At 66.1% G+C, this 17,869-nt stretch carries 18 protein-coding genes; 13 read left to right on the plus strand and 5 right to left on the minus strand.

Features of this window, described 5'->3' with window-relative positions:
* Positions 1 to 41: 41 nt before the first annotated feature.
* From hisG to hisS, 3 genes are all read right to left on the minus strand, one after another.
* Positions 42 to 743, minus strand: a complete 702-nt coding sequence (gene hisG / locus LRX75_RS18870) for an ATP phosphoribosyltransferase (protein WP_231816210.1) — start codon at positions 741 to 743, stop codon at positions 42 to 44.
* The gene (locus tag LRX75_RS18875; protein ID WP_231816211.1) at positions 740 to 1,885 is read right to left on the minus strand and encodes an ATP phosphoribosyltransferase regulatory subunit; all 1,146 of its coding nucleotides are present in this window, start codon (positions 1,883 to 1,885) and stop codon (positions 740 to 742) included. The genes hisG and LRX75_RS18875 overlap by 4 nt, the downstream gene beginning before the upstream one ends.
* Before the next feature lie 271 nt (positions 1,886 to 2,156).
* Positions 2,157 to 3,641: a histidine--tRNA ligase gene (gene hisS, locus LRX75_RS18880; RefSeq protein ID WP_231816212.1), complete on the minus strand. Its 1,485-nt coding sequence runs from the start codon at positions 3,639 to 3,641 to the stop codon at positions 2,157 to 2,159.
* A 167-nt stretch (positions 3,642 to 3,808) separates the two neighbouring features.
* Here hisS and LRX75_RS18885 point away from each other — a divergent pair, with 167 nt between their 5' ends.
* The 3 genes from LRX75_RS18885 to LRX75_RS18895 all read left to right on the plus strand — a co-directional run bounded on the left by LRX75_RS18885 (position 3,809) and on the right by LRX75_RS18895 (position 4,881).
* Positions 3,809 to 4,165: a hypothetical protein gene (locus LRX75_RS18885; protein WP_231816213.1), complete on the plus strand. Its 357-nt coding sequence runs from the start codon at positions 3,809 to 3,811 to the stop codon at positions 4,163 to 4,165.
* Between the two features lie 32 nt (positions 4,166 to 4,197).
* Positions 4,198 to 4,596 carry a CopM family metallochaperone gene (gene copM / locus LRX75_RS18890; RefSeq protein ID WP_420851235.1) on the plus strand — a complete coding sequence of 133 codons (399 nt, stop codon included), beginning with the start codon at positions 4,198 to 4,200 and terminating at the stop codon, positions 4,594 to 4,596.
* A 96-nt stretch (positions 4,597 to 4,692) separates the two neighbouring features.
* The gene (locus LRX75_RS18895) at positions 4,693 to 4,881 is read left to right on the plus strand and encodes a hypothetical protein (protein WP_231816215.1); all 189 of its coding nucleotides are present in this window, start codon (positions 4,693 to 4,695) and stop codon (positions 4,879 to 4,881) included.
* 3 nt (positions 4,882 to 4,884) lie between these two features.
* Here the strand turns inward: LRX75_RS18895 and LRX75_RS18900 are convergent, their stop codons facing one another.
* Positions 4,885 to 5,526, minus strand: a complete 642-nt coding sequence (locus LRX75_RS18900) for a DNA-3-methyladenine glycosylase I (RefSeq protein ID WP_231816216.1) — start codon at positions 5,524 to 5,526, stop codon at positions 4,885 to 4,887.
* A gap of 219 nt (positions 5,527 to 5,745) precedes the next feature.
* Here LRX75_RS18900 and LRX75_RS18905 point away from each other — a divergent pair, with 219 nt between their 5' ends.
* The 8 genes from LRX75_RS18905 (at position 5,746) to LRX75_RS18940 (ending at position 14,175) form a co-directional block, all read left to right on the plus strand.
* Positions 5,746 to 6,552, plus strand: coding sequence for a L,D-transpeptidase (locus LRX75_RS18905; RefSeq protein ID WP_231816217.1), 807 nt, complete (start codon positions 5,746 to 5,748; stop codon positions 6,550 to 6,552).
* A 308-nt stretch (positions 6,553 to 6,860) separates the two neighbouring features.
* Complete coding sequence (locus LRX75_RS18910) at positions 6,861 to 7,475, plus strand: L,D-transpeptidase (RefSeq protein WP_420851238.1); 615 nt, start codon at positions 6,861 to 6,863, stop codon at positions 7,473 to 7,475.
* Between the two features lie 130 nt (positions 7,476 to 7,605).
* Positions 7,606 to 8,391 (plus strand): FadR/GntR family transcriptional regulator, encoded by a 786-nt coding sequence (locus LRX75_RS18915; protein WP_231816218.1) that lies wholly within the window; start codon positions 7,606 to 7,608, stop codon positions 8,389 to 8,391.
* A 295-nt stretch (positions 8,392 to 8,686) separates the two neighbouring features.
* On the plus strand, positions 8,687 to 9,196 hold the full coding sequence (locus LRX75_RS18920; protein ID WP_420851236.1) for an NUDIX hydrolase: 510 nt from the start codon (positions 8,687 to 8,689) through the stop codon (positions 9,194 to 9,196).
* Positions 9,197 to 9,478: 282 nt separating this feature from the next.
* A complete protein-coding gene (locus LRX75_RS18925; RefSeq protein WP_231816219.1) occupies positions 9,479 to 10,984 on the plus strand; it encodes an inorganic phosphate transporter in 1,506 nt (501 codons plus the stop codon).
* Positions 10,985 to 10,993: 9 nt separating this feature from the next.
* The gene (locus tag LRX75_RS18930; RefSeq protein WP_231816220.1) at positions 10,994 to 11,731 is read left to right on the plus strand and encodes a 16S rRNA (uracil(1498)-N(3))-methyltransferase; all 738 of its coding nucleotides are present in this window, start codon (positions 10,994 to 10,996) and stop codon (positions 11,729 to 11,731) included.
* A 144-nt stretch (positions 11,732 to 11,875) separates the two neighbouring features.
* Positions 11,876 to 13,249, plus strand: a complete 1,374-nt coding sequence (locus tag LRX75_RS18935; RefSeq protein WP_231816221.1) for a glutamate--cysteine ligase — start codon at positions 11,876 to 11,878, stop codon at positions 13,247 to 13,249.
* Between the two features lie 98 nt (positions 13,250 to 13,347).
* On the plus strand, positions 13,348 to 14,175 hold the full coding sequence (locus LRX75_RS18940; RefSeq protein ID WP_231816222.1) for a DUF937 domain-containing protein: 828 nt from the start codon (positions 13,348 to 13,350) through the stop codon (positions 14,173 to 14,175).
* Between the two features lie 173 nt (positions 14,176 to 14,348).
* On the opposite strand, the gene LRX75_RS18945 is transcribed toward LRX75_RS18940, so the two are convergent.
* Positions 14,349 to 14,639 (minus strand): DUF1127 domain-containing protein, encoded by a 291-nt coding sequence (locus LRX75_RS18945; RefSeq protein WP_231816223.1) that lies wholly within the window; start codon positions 14,637 to 14,639, stop codon positions 14,349 to 14,351.
* Between the two features lie 197 nt (positions 14,640 to 14,836).
* Between LRX75_RS18945 and LRX75_RS18950 the strand changes: the two genes are divergently transcribed.
* Together LRX75_RS18950 and LRX75_RS18955 are read left to right on the plus strand one after the other, a co-directional pair.
* The gene (locus tag LRX75_RS18950; RefSeq protein WP_231816224.1) at positions 14,837 to 15,787 is read left to right on the plus strand and encodes a LysR substrate-binding domain-containing protein; all 951 of its coding nucleotides are present in this window, start codon (positions 14,837 to 14,839) and stop codon (positions 15,785 to 15,787) included.
* Positions 15,788 to 16,141: 354 nt separating this feature from the next.
* The gene (locus LRX75_RS18955; protein WP_231816225.1) at positions 16,142 to 17,539 is read left to right on the plus strand and encodes a nucleobase:cation symporter-2 family protein; all 1,398 of its coding nucleotides are present in this window, start codon (positions 16,142 to 16,144) and stop codon (positions 17,537 to 17,539) included.
* The last annotated feature ends 330 nt before the right edge of the window (positions 17,540 to 17,869 follow it).

The following is a 17,869-nucleotide window of genomic DNA, read 5'->3' on the forward strand; positions in this document are numbered from 1 at the left end:
GGGGCGTGGCGATTTTCGTCGGCGCCGGCGCGCACTGCGACCTACCCCCGCAGCGCCACCTGGACCCGCGCCGCGATCTCCGCCACGCGGGCGTCGCCCGCATGCTCCGGCTTGCGGGCGCGCACCAGGCAGGCCTGGCTGCGCAGGATGATGCCGTCGGAGAGGATTTTCAGGTGGTTGGCGGTCAGCGTCGAGCCGGTGGAGGTGATGTCGACGATGATATCGGCGGAGCCGGAGGCGGGTGCGCCTTCGGTGGCGCCGAGGCTTTCTACGATGCGGTAGAGCTGGATGCCGTGGCTGCCGGAAAAATGCTGCTGCGTCAGGCGCCAGTATTTGGTGGCGATAGCAAGGCGGCGGCCGTGGCGGCTGCGGAATTCGGCGGCGACATCGCCAAGGTCGGCCATGGTGTCGACGTCGAGCCAGATATCCGGCACGGCGACGACGACATCGGCATGGCCGAAGCCGAGGCGCGCGCAGAATTCGACACGGCCGTCGGCATCGCTCAGGCCTTCGCGCACGAGGTCTTCGCCCGTGACGCCGAAATCGACGGAACCGGCGCCGATCTCCCGCGAGATCTCGGAGGCCGACAGGAAGGCGATCTCGACATCGTCGATGCCCTCGACGCGACCGCGATAGGAGCGGTCGTTGCCGACGGTGGAAATCTTCAGGCCGGCGCGTTCGAAGATGGCCGAAGCCTCGTCCTTCATGCGGCCCTTGGAGGGAAGCGCGATGGTGATGGTCATGCCGGCTCTCCCGTTCTACCCTCTGCGGCCTCGCGCAGCGCCTCGATGCGATCGAGCCAGAGCGAGAAGCCGACGGCCGGAATGTGGCTCTGCGCGCCCAGCAGCGTCATCAGCCGGTCGAAGCGGCCGCCGCCGGCCAGCACCTCGGCACCGCCGGAGGCGACGATCTCGAAGACCATGCCGGTGTAATAGTCGAGCGGGCGGCCGAAGGCGGCGCGGTAGGTCATGGCGGAAAGATCGGCGCCGGCATTGGCGAGCGCGGCGAGACGCGCATCGAAGGCGGCGATGGCCGGGCCGAGCTTCAGGTCGGCGGCGTCGGCGAAACCGGCAAGGGCGGCAGACGCCTCCGCCAGCGGCAGGCGCAGCGTCAGGAATTCGCGCAGCAGCAGGAGCGCCGAACCGTCGAGGCGGGTTTCGGCAAGCGCGCGCTTTTCCGTCAGGCGACGGGCGATCTCGGCCGGCGAGCGGCTGGCATTGGTGGAATAGCCGGTCTCTTCCATGCGGCGTTCCAGACGGGCGATCAGATCGTCCTGACGGTCTGCCGACAGCAGGGCCTCGATCTCGGGGGCAAGGCCGGTCACGGGCTGGGGGCGGGCCAGGCGGTCGAGCAGGGCTTCGAGATGGCCGACATCGCCGAAGGCATGGATCAGCCGCTTCTGCCAGCCGGCCGGCAGGCCGAGGGCTGCGACCACGGCCTCGAACACGGCCTGGTCGCCCAGCGTCAGAGACAGGCTCCGGCCCGGCAGCACGAGGCGCAGCGTGTCCATCGCGTCCACAATGGCGCGCGCATCGGCGCTCGCCACGTCCCGCTCTCCCAGATCCTCGATGCCCGCCTGATAGAACTCCTCCGCGCCGCCGCGGCGCTGGCGGAAGACCTCGCCGAGATAGGCATAGCGCTTCGGCGTGCCGGTGGCGGTCTCGATGTGGCGCAGGCAGACGGGAATGGTGAACTCCGGCCGCAGGCAGAGGCTGGTCCCGGTTTCGCTCGCGGTGAGGAAGATCCGCCGGCGCAGGTCCTCGCCGGCCATGTCGAGAAACGGATCGGCCGGCTGGATGACGGGCGTATGCACCCGCTCGGCCCGGCGTGTGGCGAAGGCCGCGAGAAGGTCCGGGGCGAAATCGGGGAGGTCGTAGCGGGTCATCGGCGGGGGTTTCCCGAGGGGGTGTGCGCGGGCGTGCGGAGGACCGACACCATCGTGAGGAGGCTGCCCCTCATCCGCCTGCCAGCACCTTCTCCCCGCTTGCGGGGCGAAGGAGGGGTGTGGCGACCGCTCGGCTTCCCAAACGGAGACGGGATGTGACGGGCGTTTGCCTGTATTTCGGAGGGCGCACAAGGCACGTCCCCTCTCCCCGCAAGCGGGGAGAGGGTCAGGGTGAGGGGCTGCGCGGTCGGCGATATCGAAGACACGCCCGTCAGCCTGCCGCCCGGTCGCGGTCCTGCCTCTGGGCGTCCAGCATCTCGCGGACCTTGTCCACCAGCTCGGCTTCGGGCACGGAGACCTGCGCCACGCGGGCTTCGCGCCAGGCGGCGTTGTCCTCGATCTCGCCGGAAAGGCGCTTGCCTTCGATGAGGTCCTTGATCTGCACGAGGCCCTGCGCGCGCTCGTCGCCGCCCTGGATGATGGCCAGCGGCGCACTTCTGCGGTCGGCGTATTTCAGCTGGTCGCCGAAGTTCTTCTTGTTGCCCTGATACATTTCGGCGCGGATGCCGGCGTGGCGCAGCGTCTGGGTGAAGCGCTGGTAGCGTCCGAGCGCTTCGACGTCGCGATCCATGACGCAGACGACGACCGGGGCAAGAACCTCGTCGTCGCCGAGCTTGCCGAGATTCTTGAGCGCCGTCATCAGGCGGGAGACGCCGATGGAAAAGCCGGTGGCGGGCACGGGCTGGCCCATGAAGCGCGAGACGAGCCCATCGTAACGACCGCCGCCGCCGACCGAGCCGAAGACGACGCTTTCGCCCTTTTCGTTGGTGACGGGGAAGGTCAGTTCGGCTTCGAAGACGGGGCCGGTATAGTATTCGAGGCCGCGGATGACGGAGGGGTCGATCTTGATGCGGTCTTCGGCGTAGCCTGCTGCGCGCACCAGCGCTTCGATCTGGTCGAGTTCGCTCATGCCCTGCGTGTAGAGATCGCTGGTCGGCTCGTAGCCGTCCTGCGCGAGATAGGCGAGCACGCTGGCGATCTGGTCGGAGCCGAGGCCGGCGCCCTTGGTAAAGTCGCCGCTCTCGTCCTTGCGGCCTTCGCCGAGCAGAAGCTTCACACCGTCGAGGCCAAACTTGTCCAGCTTGTCGATGGCGCGGAGCACCGTCAGGCGGCGTCCGGCATTGTCGTCGCCGGCAAGGCCGATGCCGTCGAGGACGCCGTCGAAGACCTTGCGGTTGTTCACCCGCACGACGAACTGGCCCTTGAGGCCCAGCGCCTCCATCGTATCCGCCATCATCATGCACATCTCGGCATCGGCCTGCACGCCGGCGGCGCCCACCGTGTCGGCGTCGAACTGCATGAACTGGCGGAAGCGGCCGGGGCCGGGCTTTTCGTTGCGGAAGACCCAGCCGGCGCGGAAGGTGCGGTAGGGAAGCTGGATCTCGTTGAAATTTTCCGCGACGTGGCGGGCGAGCGGCGCGGTGAGGTCGTAGCGCAACGACATCCACTGATCGTCGTCGTCCTTCAGCGAGAAGACGCCTTCGTTCGGGCGGTCGCTGTCGGGCAGGAACTTGCCGAGCGCGTCGGTATATTCGAACAGCGGCGTTTCCACGGGATCGAAGCCGTAACGCTCGTAGACCTCGCGGATTTTCGCGACCATGCCATCGACGGCGCGGATGTCGGCGGCAGAGCGATCGACGAAGCCGCGCGGCAGGCGGGCCTTCAGCTTCTGAGGCTTCTTCTTCTTGTCGTTCATGGCGTCTCGACCGTCTCGTTTGCGGCTGGAAGGGCTGGTTCACTGGCGTGGCGCCTTCCCTATCCGATCGCGGCCAGAGCGGCAAGGCTGGGCGGCAAGGCCGGGCGGGCGCAACGGCACGGCGCGAGCGGGCTTCCCTTCGCGCGCAACCGGCTTATGTTGGGGGAATGCGCCCCTTTATCCTCGCCCTCGCCGTGCTCTGCGCCATCCTGTCGGGATGGACCTCGGCCGTGGCGCAGGCGCAAGGGCTCGCACATCGGGATAGCCTCGCCATCGCCCATGCCGCGCATGGAGAGGTGCACAACACTGCCGACGCGTCCGACTGCGCCGGCGGCTGCCCTCATCCGGCAAAAGGCGCGCATCCGATGCTCTGCTCGGCCTGCTTCGCGCTGGAAGTCGCCGCCGGCGATCTCGGCCGGCTGGCCCTCCCGGTGCCGCGCCTGCGGCCGGCAGTGGAGCGTCCCCTGGTCGCCTCCGTCCCGCAACCGGCCGCGCCGCCGCCCAGAGGCGGTCTTTCGAGCTGATCACGTTCATCATCATTTCGAAAGGAAAGACCATGTTTCGACATACGGCCGCATGCGCCGCCACCCTCGCCCTTCTCTTACTCCCGGCCCCGTTCGCCGTGGCGCAGGACGCGGCCAAACCCATGGATCACAGCAAGATGACCCATGAGAGCATGACGAAGCCCAAGGGCGACCAGAGCCCCTCGAGCCAGGCCTTCGCGAAGGCCAATGCCCGGATGCATGCGGGCATGGCCATCACCTATACGGGGAAGGCCGATGTGGACTTCGCCAAAGGCATGATCGCCCATCATCAGGGCGCGATCGACATGGCGAAGGTGGAACTGGAATTCGGCACCGACCCGAACCTGCGCGCGCTGGCGCAGGAGGTGATCGCGGCGCAGGAAACCGAGATCACGCGCATGAAGGACTGGCTTGCCAAGAACGGCGGCTGAGCCTGAGACACAGAAGCGTGGGGCGTGGGGCGGGCATGGCTTGCCCCACGCCCCACGGCGAGACGATGTGCGAAAGACAGCCAGGAGGAGACCGGGATGAAGCGTTTCAAGACGATTGCAGGCGTGCTCTGCCTGCTGGTGGGGCTGATCTGGACGCTGCAGGGCGCCAATCTGATGGGCGGGAGCTTCATGACCGGGCAGACGCACTGGCTCGTCATCGGCCTGATCGTCGCCGTCATCGGCGTGGTGCTTCTGGCGAGCGGGCGGCGGGGCCGCACGCTGTAACGGTTACGGCCGCACGAAACGGGCGCGAAGCTCCTCGATCGGCTGCCGGCAGACGCATCCCTCGATATGGTCGTTGACGAGGCCCATGGCCTGCATGAAGGCGTAGACGGTCGTCGGGCCGACGAAGGTCCAGCCGCGCTTCTTGAGGTCCTTGGAGATCCGCACGGAGACGGGCGTCGTCGGATTGGCGGCGATCGCCGCGAAGGTGACGGTGTCCGGTCGCTCGTGCAGACCCGGTTCAAAGCTCCAGAAATAGCGGGCGAGCGAGCCGAATTCGGCGCGGAGATCCTGCGCGCGCCGCGCATTGTTGATGGTCGAGACGATCTTGCCGCGATGGCGCACGATGCCGGCGTCGGCGACGCAGCGGGCGATATCCTCCTCGCCGAAGGCCGCGACGGCATCGATGTCGAAGCCGGCAAAGGCGGCGCGGAAAGAGTCGCGCTTTCTGAGGATCGTCAGCCAGGAAAGGCCGGACTGGAAGCCTTCGAGGCAGATCTTTTCGAACAGCCTGATGTCGTCGGTCACGGGGCGGCCCCATTCCTCGTCGTGGTAGCGCAGGTAATCCGGCAGCTGGCCCGGCCAGAAGCAGCGGGTCAGACCGTCGGTGCCGGTGATCAGGCCCTTGGGTGCCTCGGTCTCGCTCATCGCATTCGCCCTTCCGACATCACAGATTTCGACGTTTCATGCTTCGTCAACCATTTCTCGAAAGCACGCAATAACCCTACCGAACACTTTCACGTCTTCGCCACCCGTTCCGCAAGGGCCGTTTACGCTTCCTATCCCGCTGCGGTGTCAGGCTCTCTCTCACCTGCCGGATGCACCGGCTGAGCCTTCGCCGACCGCCAGATCGAGAACGAGCCCGTCATGAAGACATTATTGATCCTCACCACCCTCCTGTCCGTCGCCATTACCGATGTCCGGGCCGGCATGGCGCAGGCCGCCGAGCGCTACGGCAACCGCCCGCCGGTCATCGTCAGCCCGGATCTCACCGCCCCCTGGCTGATGCAGCTCGGCGCCGGCAATGCGCGCGTGGACCAGAGAGCCGTGCGCCGGCAGCGGGCCGCGATCGACCAGCCGCGCATCGTTTATCGCGAGCGCCCGGCCGCACTCGCCCCGCGCCAGCAGGTGATCTACCAGCGGCCTGCCCTGCAGCGCGCGGCACCGCTGGTGCGCTCGGCCGGCATGGTGGCGCCGCAGCGGCCCGTGCGGCCGATCGACCCGCAGTTCCTGCCGCAAATGGTGGCCTACGAGACCCGCGAGCGGCCCGGCACGATCGTCATCGATACCAATAGCCGCTTCCTCTATCTCGTCACCGGCAATGGCGAAGCGCGGCGCTATGGCGTCGGCGTGGGCAAGCCGGGCTTCGAATGGGCCGGCGAGCACAAGGTGACGCGCAAGGCGGAATGGCCGACATGGCGCCCGCCCTCCGAAATGATCGCCCGCGAGGCCGCCAAAGGGCATTATCTTCCCGCCAGCATGGAGGGCGGCCCCGCCAACCCGCTCGGCGCACGCGCCATGTATCTCGGCTCCACGCTCTACCGCATCCACGGCACCAATGCGCCCTGGACGATCGGCTATGCCGTCTCCTCCGGCTGCATCCGCATGCGCAACGAGGACGTGACGGACCTCTACGAACGGGTGAACGTGGGCACGCGCGTCATCGTGATGTAAGGGCGGAGACCGGCAACTGCGTCGGCCTTTTCTGACGCAGCATCGTGCTTTTTCGGCAACAGCCACGCCCGAGGTGACGGCGGGAACGGCAACATTCGGCTTATGTTGCGCCCGATGATCTTGCGGGATGCGTGCGATCGAATAGCGTTTCCCCGATGCGTTGCACGGGGTCGGTCCGCACGGCCGGACGGCGCAACACGGGCCTTGCGAGGGAGAGACACGACATGACGAGGAAACTGGGAACACTGGCCGGCGCTGCGCTGTCGGCAGCGCTCTTCATCGGCGGCGCCGGTCTGGCATCGGCGACGATGATCGAGCGGCCGGCCGCGACCATAGGGCAGAGCGACGTGACGACCGTTGCCGCCTCGCAGCGCAAGCCGGCGCGTGAGTTCTGGCGCACCAAGGTGCGGCTGCGCACCGATGAGGCGCCGGGCACCATCATCGTCGATACCAACCACAAATATCTCTACTACGTCGAGGGCAACAACAAGGCGACGCGCTACGGCATCGGCGTCGGGCGCGAGGGCTTCGGCTGGTCGGGCGTGGTCAAGGTGCAGCGCAAGGCCGAATGGCCCGGCTGGACGCCGCCCGCCGAAATGATCGCGCGCGAGCGCAAGAACGGGCATATTCTGCCGGCCTACATGGAAGGCGGCATCAACAACCCGCTCGGCGCGCGCGCCCTCTATCTCTACAAGGGCAAGAGCGACAGCGGCTTCCGCATCCACGGCACCAACCAGCCCTGGACCATCGGGCAGAACATGTCGTCCGGCTGCATCCGCATGATGAACCAGGATGTCGAACACCTTTACGACCGCGCCTCGATCGGCGCCAAGGTGATCGTGGTCGGCCCCGGCAACAGGCAGGGCGAGGTCTCCTACGACGATCGCGGCATCGATCTGCTGCGCACCATCTTCGGCGGCTGACCGTTTCGGCGCGACGTTTCAGGACCGGCCGGCCCGATGTGGCGGACCGGTCCTTTTGCGTTTCTTGTTTTTGTCGCATCATCCGACGCCGAAGCGATCCCGCTTCGGCTTTCTGCATGAGGGGAAGCGCGTGGCGAACGAGCCTGTCGAACTGTTCTCCGCCATCCCCCAGAGCCGGGCGGCCGACGAAATCGTGCTGCGGATCGAGACGCTCATTCTCGACGGCGTGCTGCGCGACGGCGACCGACTGCCGGGAGAACGCGACCTTGCCGCACGCTTCGACGTCTCGCGACCGATCCTGCGGGAGGCGCTGAAAGAACTGGAAGCGCGCAGACTGCTCGTCAGCCGGCACGGCGGCGGGACCTTCGTCGCGGATATCATCGGCGAGATCTTTTCCGAGCCGATGCGCGCACTGATCGTCCGCCACGAGAAGGCGGCACGGGACTATCTCGACTATCGCCGCGAGATCGAGGGCCTGACCGCCGAGCGGGCCGCGCGTCATGCGACGGAGGCCGACCGGGAAAGTCTGACGCGGATCGTGGCGCGGATGCGGGCCGCGCGGGACGCGGACGACCGCGACGGCGGCTTGCGCGCCGATATCGATTTTCACATGACGGTGGGGGAAAGTGCGCACAACATCATCCTGCTGCACACGCTGCGCTCCTGCTACCGGCTGCTGGAACAGGACATCTTCTTCAGTCGCACCACGGTCTTTTCGGCACCGGGGGCGGCCGACCGGCTGCTGGAGCAGCACGAGGCCATCCATGCGGCGATCCTCGCCGCCGATGCCGGTGCCGCGCGTCGCGCCGCCGAGACCCATATCGATTTCGTGATCGGCGCGAGCCTCGACGCCCATCGGGCGGAGGACCGCGCCCGCATTGCGCGCCTGCGCCTGCAGGAACGTCGTCCGGATTGAATTGCGCCATGGGCTGTCGCATCCGCGATAGGCGATGGCGGTGCACGACCATGTCTGCGCAAGATTGCAGGCATAGTAAGAATCACCCACTTGCCATAGATTTCTATGGACTGTGACAGCGTCCGCGTCCATTCGAATATTCATTTTTTCGGATATGGCTGGAGCCGTATCATTTTTTATTAAGAATATGGATCGACCTCCCCTCGTTGGAGTTAGGCCGGGCATGACCACCACCGCTTGCGGCAAACGCGACTATTCTCCCGGATGCTGATTCCGTTGAAAGGGCCTGACGTCATTGACCATCCTCGATAGCATCGTTTCCGAAGTCCGCCTGATGTTCCGCCGTCCCGAGCGCATGCAGTTCGCTGCCCTGTGCTATCGGTTCCGGAAGAAAAGCGCCGTGCCGGAAATGCTGCTGATCACCAGCCGCGACACCGGGCGCTGGGTGATTCCGAAGGGATGGCCGATGGAGGGCAAGGCCTCGCATGAGGTCGCAGCCCGCGAGGCCTGGGAAGAGGCGGGCGTCAAGGGCGAGCCGACCTCCGATTCGATCGGCAGCTTCATCTATGAAAAGGGCATGAGCAAAGGCCTGAAGATCACCTGCCGGGTTCACGTCTATCCGGTCGTGGTGTTCGACATGGCCAAGCGCTTTCCCGAGAAGGGCTCGCGCACGCTGGAATGGGTGACCTTCACTGAGGCCGCCGGCCGCGTGGCGGAACCGGGCCTGCGCAAGCTGATCCTCGATTTCCAGACCCAGCTTCTGGCCACCATGCAGCCGGACGAGCCCCGCAGCGCCGCACAATAGCGGGACGCGCATCCCGCGCGGATCTCCCGGCACGATCCATCGGCCTGCTTTTGGCCGCTTTCGGGCGGCATGCAGCGGATCACGAGACGGTCAGGGATATGGCGTCGCGTGAAACCCGAGGGAAAGCCCGCTGCGGGACCGGCGCGAGGTTTGCCCCGGCAAGCGTCGTGCGAGATTTTCCCTGTAAGACAACGACACGATATTGACGGCGCCTGCCCTGCCGCGTGACGTAACCATCACGCGGGGCCTGCGCGGCAGCGCGCCGTTACGACGAGGAATGACATGGGGAAGACGACACCCGCTCTTGAAAAATCGACGCTCGACAAGGACCTCGACAAGCTGACGCTGAACGAGGAGGCGTCGCATTTCGTCCTGAGAGGCTCCGTCGGTCTCGGGCTCGGCTTCATCTTTCTCGTCTTCGTCATGATCATCGCGGCGAGCGCCGTGTCCGCGGAACCCGGGGCGATCATCGTCGTGGCGGCCGCGGCGATCGCCGGCTATATGGCCATGAACATCGGCGCCAACGACGTGACGAACAATGTCGGCGCGGCCGTCGGCGCGCGGGCGATGACGATGACCGGCGCGCTCGTGATCGCCGCGATCTTCGAGATCGCCGGCGCCCTGTTTGCCGGCGGGCGGGTCGCCTCCACCATCGAGGGCGGGCTCGTCGATGCCGCGGCCTTCACGGACAGTCCGACGCTGGTCTGGGTGATGATGGCCGCGCTGATCTCGGCTGCCGTCTGGATCAACATCGCCACCTGGTGCAGCGCGCCGATTTCCACCACGCATGCCATCGTCGGCAGCATTCTGGGCGGCGGCATCGCGGCTGTCGGGCTGTCGTCGGTCGAATGGCTGTCGCTCGGCGGCATCACGCTCAGCTGGATGCTGTCGCCGTTCATCGGCGGCGGGGTGGCGGCGGGCCTCCTCTTCTTCATCAAGACGTTCATCATCTACCGGGAGGACAAGATCTCCGCGGCGGTGTTCTGGATCCCGATCCTGCTGGCCGTGATGGGCGGGACCTTCACCGCCTATTTCGCGCTGATCGGTCTGGAGCGGGTCTATGAGATCGCGCTCGGCGAAGGGCTGGGGATCGGCCTTGTCGTCGGACTGCTGATCTATCTCGCCTCGCGTCGCTCCGTGGCGCGCCAGGCGGTGGGTCTCGAGAACCGCAACCAGTCGCTGCGGCCGCTGTTCCACCTGCCGCTCGTCGTGTCGGCCGCACTCCTCTCCTTCGCGCACGGCTCCAACGACGTCTCCAACGCCGTCGGGCCGCTCTCGGCCATCGTCGCCAATGTCGGCACCATGGTGCCGGCCGAAACCGCGGACGTGGCCTTCTGGGTGCTGCTGATCGGTGCGCTCGGCATCTCCGCCGGGCTGCTGCTCTACGGGCCGAAGCTCATCCGCGTGGTGGGCGAGGAGATTACCAAGCTCAATCCGGTTCGCGCCTTCTGCGTCGCGCTCGCCACCGCCATCACGGTCATCTTCGCCTCGACCTTCGGCCTGCCGGTCAGCACGACGCATATCGCCGTCGGCGCGGTGTTCGGCATCGGCTTCTTCCGCGAATGGTACACGCGCAACTCCAAGCTGCGGCTGGAATATGTGCGGCGCAAGACCGGCCAGTCCGAGTTCCAGCTGCGGGCCGAACATGGCGCGGACGAGACGCGGCGCCGGCAACTGGTGCGGCGGTCGCATTTCATGACCATCGTCGGCGCCTGGGTCATCACCGTTCCGGCCTCCGCGCTGCTCTCGGCCCTTCTCTACATTCTCCTCGCCGCGATTTTTCTGTAGAAGCGCATCATGAGAGCCAATTTCCGCATGCAGCGCCTGTTCGTCGAGCCGGATCTCGTTTCGGGACTTGCGGTCGAGACGACCAAGGACCAGTTCAACTATCTCGCCAACGTGCTGCGCATGGAGGACGGCCGCGATCTCCTCCTCTTCAACGGGCGCGACGGCGAGTGGCGGGCGGAGATTTCCATGCCCACCCGCAAACGCATGGCGCTGACCCCGCGGGAGCAGACGCGGCCGCAGTCTCCCCTGCCCGATCTCCACTATCTCTTCGCCCCGCTGAAGGTGGGACGGCTCGACTATCTGGTGCAGAAGGCGGTCGAGATGGGCGCGGGGCTCCTGCAGCCCGTGATGACGCAGCATGTGCAGGGGCGCATCACCAGTCTGGAGCGGCTGCAGGCCAATGTCATCGAGGCGGCCGAGCAATGCGGCGTGCTGGCGGTGCCGCAGGTGCGCGCGCCGGTGCGGCTGGAGGCGCTGCTGGAGACATGGCCGCGCGACCGTCGCATCCTCTTTTGCGACGAGGGCGATGCCGGCGACAATCCGGTGCCGGTGCTGCGCGGGCTGACGGACGAGCGGTTCGCGCTGCTCGTCGGGCCGGAGGGCGGGTTTTCCGAGGCGGAGCGCACCCTTCTGCGCAGCCTCGACAGCGTCACGGCGATCCCGCTCGGGCCGCGCATCCTGCGGGCCGACACGGCGGCCGTCGCCGCCATGGCGATCATTCAGGCCACGCTCGGCGACTGGCGCTGAAACGCCACAGGAACGGCTTGATTTTGGAACCGGGCTTGAAATATTTTTGCTTGCACCGCATCTGAAAGCGGTTCAATCAGCCCTTCACAGCTGCTCTCATGCCCTGCTCTCCGGCCGGGTTTCTCCGTTACCGAGACGATGCCCATGGCCCGCGATACCACCGACCAGACCCCGGTGACCTCCGTTTCCGAGTTGACCGAATATCTGGCAGGCGGCAACAAGCCAAAAGAGGCCTTCCGCATCGGCACCGAGCACGAAAAATTCGTGTTCTACACCGCCGACGACAGCCCCGTGCCCTATGCCGGCGATGCCGGCATCCTGACGCTTCTGGAGGGTATGCAGCAGAAGACCGGCTGGGAACCGATCATCGATGCCGGTCATCTGATCGGCCTCGTGGAGCCGAGCGGCCGCGGCGCGATCTCGCTGGAGCCGGGCGGGCAGTTCGAGCTGTCGGGCGCGCCGGTCGAGACGCTGCACGAGACGTGCAAGGAATCCAACACGCATCTGGCCGTGCTGCGCGATATCGCCGAGCCGCTTGGCATCCGCTTCCTGGGCATCGGCGGCAGCCCGACATGGACGCTGGCGGAAACGCCGCGCATGCCGAAGTCGCGCTACGACATCATGACCCGCTACATGCCGAAGGTCGGCACACAGGGGCTCGACATGATGTACCGGACCTGCACGATCCAGGTGAATCTGGATTTCTCGTCGGAAGCCGACATGGCCGCCAAGATGCAGGTGTCGCTGAAGCTGCAGCCGCTGGCGACCGCCCTGTTCGCCAGCTCGCCCTTCACGGAGGGCAAGCCGAACGGGCTGCAATCCTGGCGCGGCGAGATCTGGCGGGATACCGACAACCAGCGCGCCGGCGTGCTGCCCGCGGCCCTGACCGGCCATTTCCGCTTCGAGGAATATGTCGAATGGGCGCTGGATGCGCCGATGTATTTCGTGGTGCGCGACGGGCGCTATCACGACTGTACCCATGTGACCTTCCGCCAGTTCATGGCCGGCGCGCTCAAGGGCGAGCTTGCCGACTGGGAGCCCAATATGGGCGACTGGACCAACCATCTCTCGACGCTGTTTCCCGATGTGCGGCTGAAACGGTTTCTCGAAATGCGCGGCGCGGATGGCGGCCCCTGGCGGCGCATCTGTGCCCTGCCCGCCTTCTGGGTCGGCCTGCTCTATGACGATGCCGCCCTTGCGAGCGCTGCCGAACTGGTGAAGGACTGGACCTATGAGGACGTGATCGCGCTGCGCGACGCCGTGCCAGCGCAAGGGCTCGATGCGACCGTGCGCGGCCGCAAGCTCGGCGAGATTGCCCGCGACGTGCTCTCCGTCTCGCGTGCGGGCCTGAAAGCGCGCAACCGGCTGAACGGCGAAGGCATCGACGAAACCCATTTCCTCGCGCCGCTGGACGAGGTCGTCGCCCGCGGCACGACGCTCGCGCAGGAGATGCTGTCGCTCTACAAGGGCCGGTGGAACGGCTCGGTCGAGCCGGTGTTCAAGGATTACGCCTACTGAGCCGGGTATCGGCGCCCCTTGCCTTAGAAAGCAATTTCCTAACGTCTTTTTCCCGTTATAGTGCAGGCTGACGCGCTGCCTGCAACAAGGATGAGACGATGATCCCCCTATTCGACATGATGATGCAGGCACAGAACGGGCGTGCCATGGATGTCATGGCGCAGCAGTTCGGGCTGGCGCAGGAGCAGATGGCCAAGGCGACGGCGGCGCTGATGCCCGCCTTTTCCGTCGGGCTGAAGACCAACGCCGCCAACCCCTATGACTTCGGCACGTTTCTCGCCTCCATGAGCAGCGGCGGCTATGCCAAATATTTCGAGGACATGACCAAGGCCTTCACCCCCCAGGGACTGGCCGACGGGCAGGCGGCGCTCGGGCAGATCTTCGGCTCGAAGGATATGTCGGGCGCCGTGGCGGCACAGGCCGCGCAGCTGACCGGGATCGGGCAGGACATCTACCGGCAGATGCTGCCGGTGGTGGCGAGCGCCATCATGGGCGGGCTGTTCAAGCAGGCGACCGGGCAGATGGGCACGCCGACGACCTTTGGCGACAACCCGTTCGGCCCGGCGATGCAGACCTGGCTGGAGGCTGTCGGCCTTGCCCGCAAGAAGGAGACGCCGGCCATGCCGAACCCCTTCGACAACCCGTTCACGCAGACGATGCAGGCGTTCTTCACGCCGCCGAAGACACCGGAGAAGCCGCAGGCGGCACCGGACATGTTTGCCGGAAACCCGTTCATGAAGGCCTTTCAGGACATGATGAGCATGGCATCCCCGCAAGGCCAGGCAAAGCCCGCCGAGGCCCCACCGGCACCGAAGGCTCCGGTCGTGGATATGTTCAACACCATGTTCGACAGCGGCATCGAGGCGCAGAAGGAATATCAGAAGGCGATCGACGGGCTTTTCAAGCCGTTCCAGCCCAAAAGCTGAGAGCCCGGCATTCGCGCAGAAAAAAGCCCGGCGCCGAACGTGTCGGAGCGCCGGGCAAGCGGCAGGGTCGTTGGCTCTCACCCTGCGGGGAACGTGGATGATGCGAGCGGCCGCATCATCCGGGCGCCGCAGGCCCGGGGAGAGCACGCGACGCCAAAGAGACGGATCAGGGATCAGCGGCTGCGCACATCCCGGTAATAGCGGTTGGCGCGCTCGCGGGCGGCCCGGGTGAGATGGCGGCTCGGATCCTCGAAGAAGGACGACATGCTGGCATCGCGCACATCGTTCCGGGTCAAGCCGATATCGGCAAGCTGCCGGTCGTCAAGCTCGTGCAGATGGCCTGTGGCGCGGCGATTCTTCAGGAGGCGCCAAACCGTCACGAGACCCTGCGCCAGCGCGAAGACGCGCAGCGCGGCCGGCTTGCCGGCAAAGGTGACATCAAGGGCGGTCTGTGGCGTGCGCATGGGCTTTGCTCCTGAAAAGGCACGGGTAGGTCATCCCACGTCCTTGAGCGGGCGCAGGCTGGATGGATGTTGACCGGAGCATTCGCGCCGCGGAGGTTGGGAGGACGTTGTTTGCAGCCCGACAGTCGCAAATCGATATTGATCAGTCCAACGAATGTTTCTAATGGTATTGATCAAACAAACTTATAGGCACCGCCATGGCCGCTCCTCTCGACCTCGACCAGCTCCAGACATTCGTCGCGATCGCCGATACGGGAAGCTTTACCCGAGCGGCGGAGCGTGTGTTCAAGACGCAATCGGCTGTGTCGATGCAGATGCGCCGCCTGGAAGAGCGAATCGGCAAGGCGCTGTTTGCCAAGGACGGGCGCGGCAACCGGCTGACCAGCGAGGGTGAAAAGCTGCTCAACTATGCCCGCCGCATGATCCGCCTCAACAACGAGGCCGTCGCCGCCTTTGACGACAACCGGCTGGAAGGCACGCTGCGCATCGGCACGCCCGACGACTATGCCGACCGCTACATGCCGGAAATCATCGTCCGCTTTGCCAAAACCCATCCGAATGTCGAGCTGTTCATCGTCTGCGAACCGTCGGTGGACCTTGCCGAGAAGATGGCGCGCGGCGAGCTCGATATCGCGCTCGTGACCCACAATCCGCGCATTCGCGCATCCGACGTCGTGCGAACCGAGCCGCTCTGCTGGGTCAGCTCCGCCAACCACCCCCTGCCGGAAAACGCCTCGGTGCCGCTGGCCGTGGGCAAGCGCGACTGCGGCTGGCGGCAGGCCGCCTGCTCAGCGCTCGATGCAACCGGCAAGGAGTATAACATCCTCTTCACCAGCTGGTCCTCGACCGTGGTCGCCGCTGCCGTGCTCGCCGGCATGGCCGTTTCCGTGCTGCCGGAATCCGCCCTGCGCAGCGGCATGAAGGTGCTGACGCAGGCCGACGGTTTTCCCGCGCTTGCCCCGGTGCAGATCGGCATCATGAAGCGGCCGGGCCTTTCGCCCTCGTTGTCCACCGCGATCAGCAACCACATCACCGCCTGCCTCGACAACATCACGCCGCAGGTGACGGGCGACGATCTCGACGGCGACCTCAAGGGCCTGGCGCGCATTCCGCGTGCCCGGCAGAACCAGCTTCTCTCCGGCTGGTAGTCCGATCGCAGCCTCGTTTCAAAGATATCCACATCCGGACATCAACCTCTGGACGCATTGTTTCGCCTGCGCCATACTGACCGCCATCGGGGCCGGCAGCCTGACACCGCGCCTCCGGCAACATGGAATCGGGAAGACGGGAGTGACGGTTTTCGGGTCTCTGCGTGGCCGAGGGGCGGCGCGGGCGCGGGCAAGCCGGACAGTCGAACCCTGATCGCATCTTCGAGCCTGCCCGCATCCCCGTCTTGCCTCTTCCACGGGCATTCGGGCCGCGGACCTTGAAACCGGTGCATGGCTTTCTCGCGGCGCGCGAACGAGTGCTTGCGAGCGGGCGATGCCGTAGCGGAGCGATCCATGACCGCCTCAGTCCATCCCGTCGACCAGACGCTTGCCCCCACTCTTCTCGCGCCGCTGGCGCTGCAGCATGTGCTCGTGATGTATGCGGGCGCGGTCGCCGTGCCGCTGATCGTCGGGCGGGCGCTCAATCTCGCGCCGGAGGAGGTCGCCTTCCTCATCAGCGCGGATCTCTTCGCCTGCGGCATCGCCACGCTCATCCAGTGCTTCGGCTTTCCCGGCGTGGGGATCCGCCTGCCGGTGATGATGGGCGTGACCTTCGCGTCGCTCGGGCCGATGCTGTCGATGGCGAACGCGCCGGATGTGGGGCTGCTCGGCATTTTCGGCTCGGTCATCGTCGCCGGCCTCTTCGGCATTCTCGTCGCGCCGTTCATCTCGCGGCTGCTGCCGCTGTTTCCTCCGGTCGTCACCGGCACCATCATCCTCGTCATCGGGCTCTCGCTCATGCGGGTCGGCATCAACTGGGCCGGCGGGGGCCAGCCGACGATGATGAAGGTGGTCGACGGCGTGCCCGGCGCCTTTCCGAACCCGAACTATGCGCAGCTGCCGGGGCTCGGCGTCGCCTTCTTCGTGCTCCTCGTCATCCTCGCCCTGTTGCGCTGGACGACGGGTTTCGCCCGCAACATCGCGGTGCTCCTCGGCATCGTCGCCGGCTGCGTGCTGGCCGGCGCGCTCGGCATGATGCATTTCGACAAGGTCGGCCAGGCCGCCTGGGTCGGCATCATCCTGCCGTTCCATTTCGGCATCCCGCAATTTCACCTCGTGCCCTCGATCACCATGTGCATCGTCATGATCGTGGTGATGATCGAATCGCTCGGCATGTTCCTGGCGCTGGGCGACATCACCGGCCGGACGGTGACGCGCGAGGCGCTGACGCGCGGCCTGCGTGCCGATGGGCTGGGCACGCTGATCGGCGGGCTCTTCAACACCTTTCCCTATACGTCCTTTTCGCAGAATGTCGGCCTCGTCGGCGTCACCGGCGTGCGCAGCCGCTGGGTGACGGTGGCGGGCGGCGGCATCCTCATCGTGCTGGGGCTGCTGCCGAAAATGGCGGCGCTGGTGGAAGCCGTGCCGCAGGTGGTGCTCGGCGGCGCCGGCCTCGTGATGTTCGGCATGGTGGCGGCCACGGGCGCCCGCATCCTCGCGACCGTCGATTTCCGCACCAATGCCAACAACCTCTTCGTCGTGGCCATCTCCGTCGGCTTCGGCATGATCCCCATCGTCGCGCCCACCTTCTTCAAGGCCCTGCCGCACGATCTCCACCCGCTGCTCGAATCCGGCATCCTGCTGGCGGCGATCGCTTCGGTGTCGCTGAATGCGTTCTTCAACGGGGTGAAGAGCGAGGCGGAGGCCAGCGCGGAAGCCGCGCAGGCGGCGGCGGCGGTGGAGCATGGCTGAGGACGTTTGAGGTGTTGAGATAGAAAAAAGGAAGAAAGAGAGGAAGGCCCTCTCTGCCCTGCCGGGCATCTTCCCCACAAAGGGGGAGAAGACTTGTGGTCCGCACACCACGCCACAATGAAACACCTGCAGAGGGAAAGGGGGGCCGCCCCAAGTCTTCTTCCCCCTTTTGGGGGAGATGGACGGCAGGCCAGAGAGGGTCTTTCTTCCTACTTCCTACTTCCTACTTCCTACTTCCTACTTCCTACTTCCTACTTCCTACTTCCTGCCCCTCCCCCACAGCGAAAAACCGGAAGCGTTTCCGCTCCCGGTTTCTCGATACCGAAACCT

Source organism: Rhizobium quercicola (assembly GCF_021168455.1).
GTDB lineage: Bacteria > Pseudomonadota > Alphaproteobacteria > Rhizobiales > Rhizobiaceae > Ferranicluibacter > Ferranicluibacter quercicola.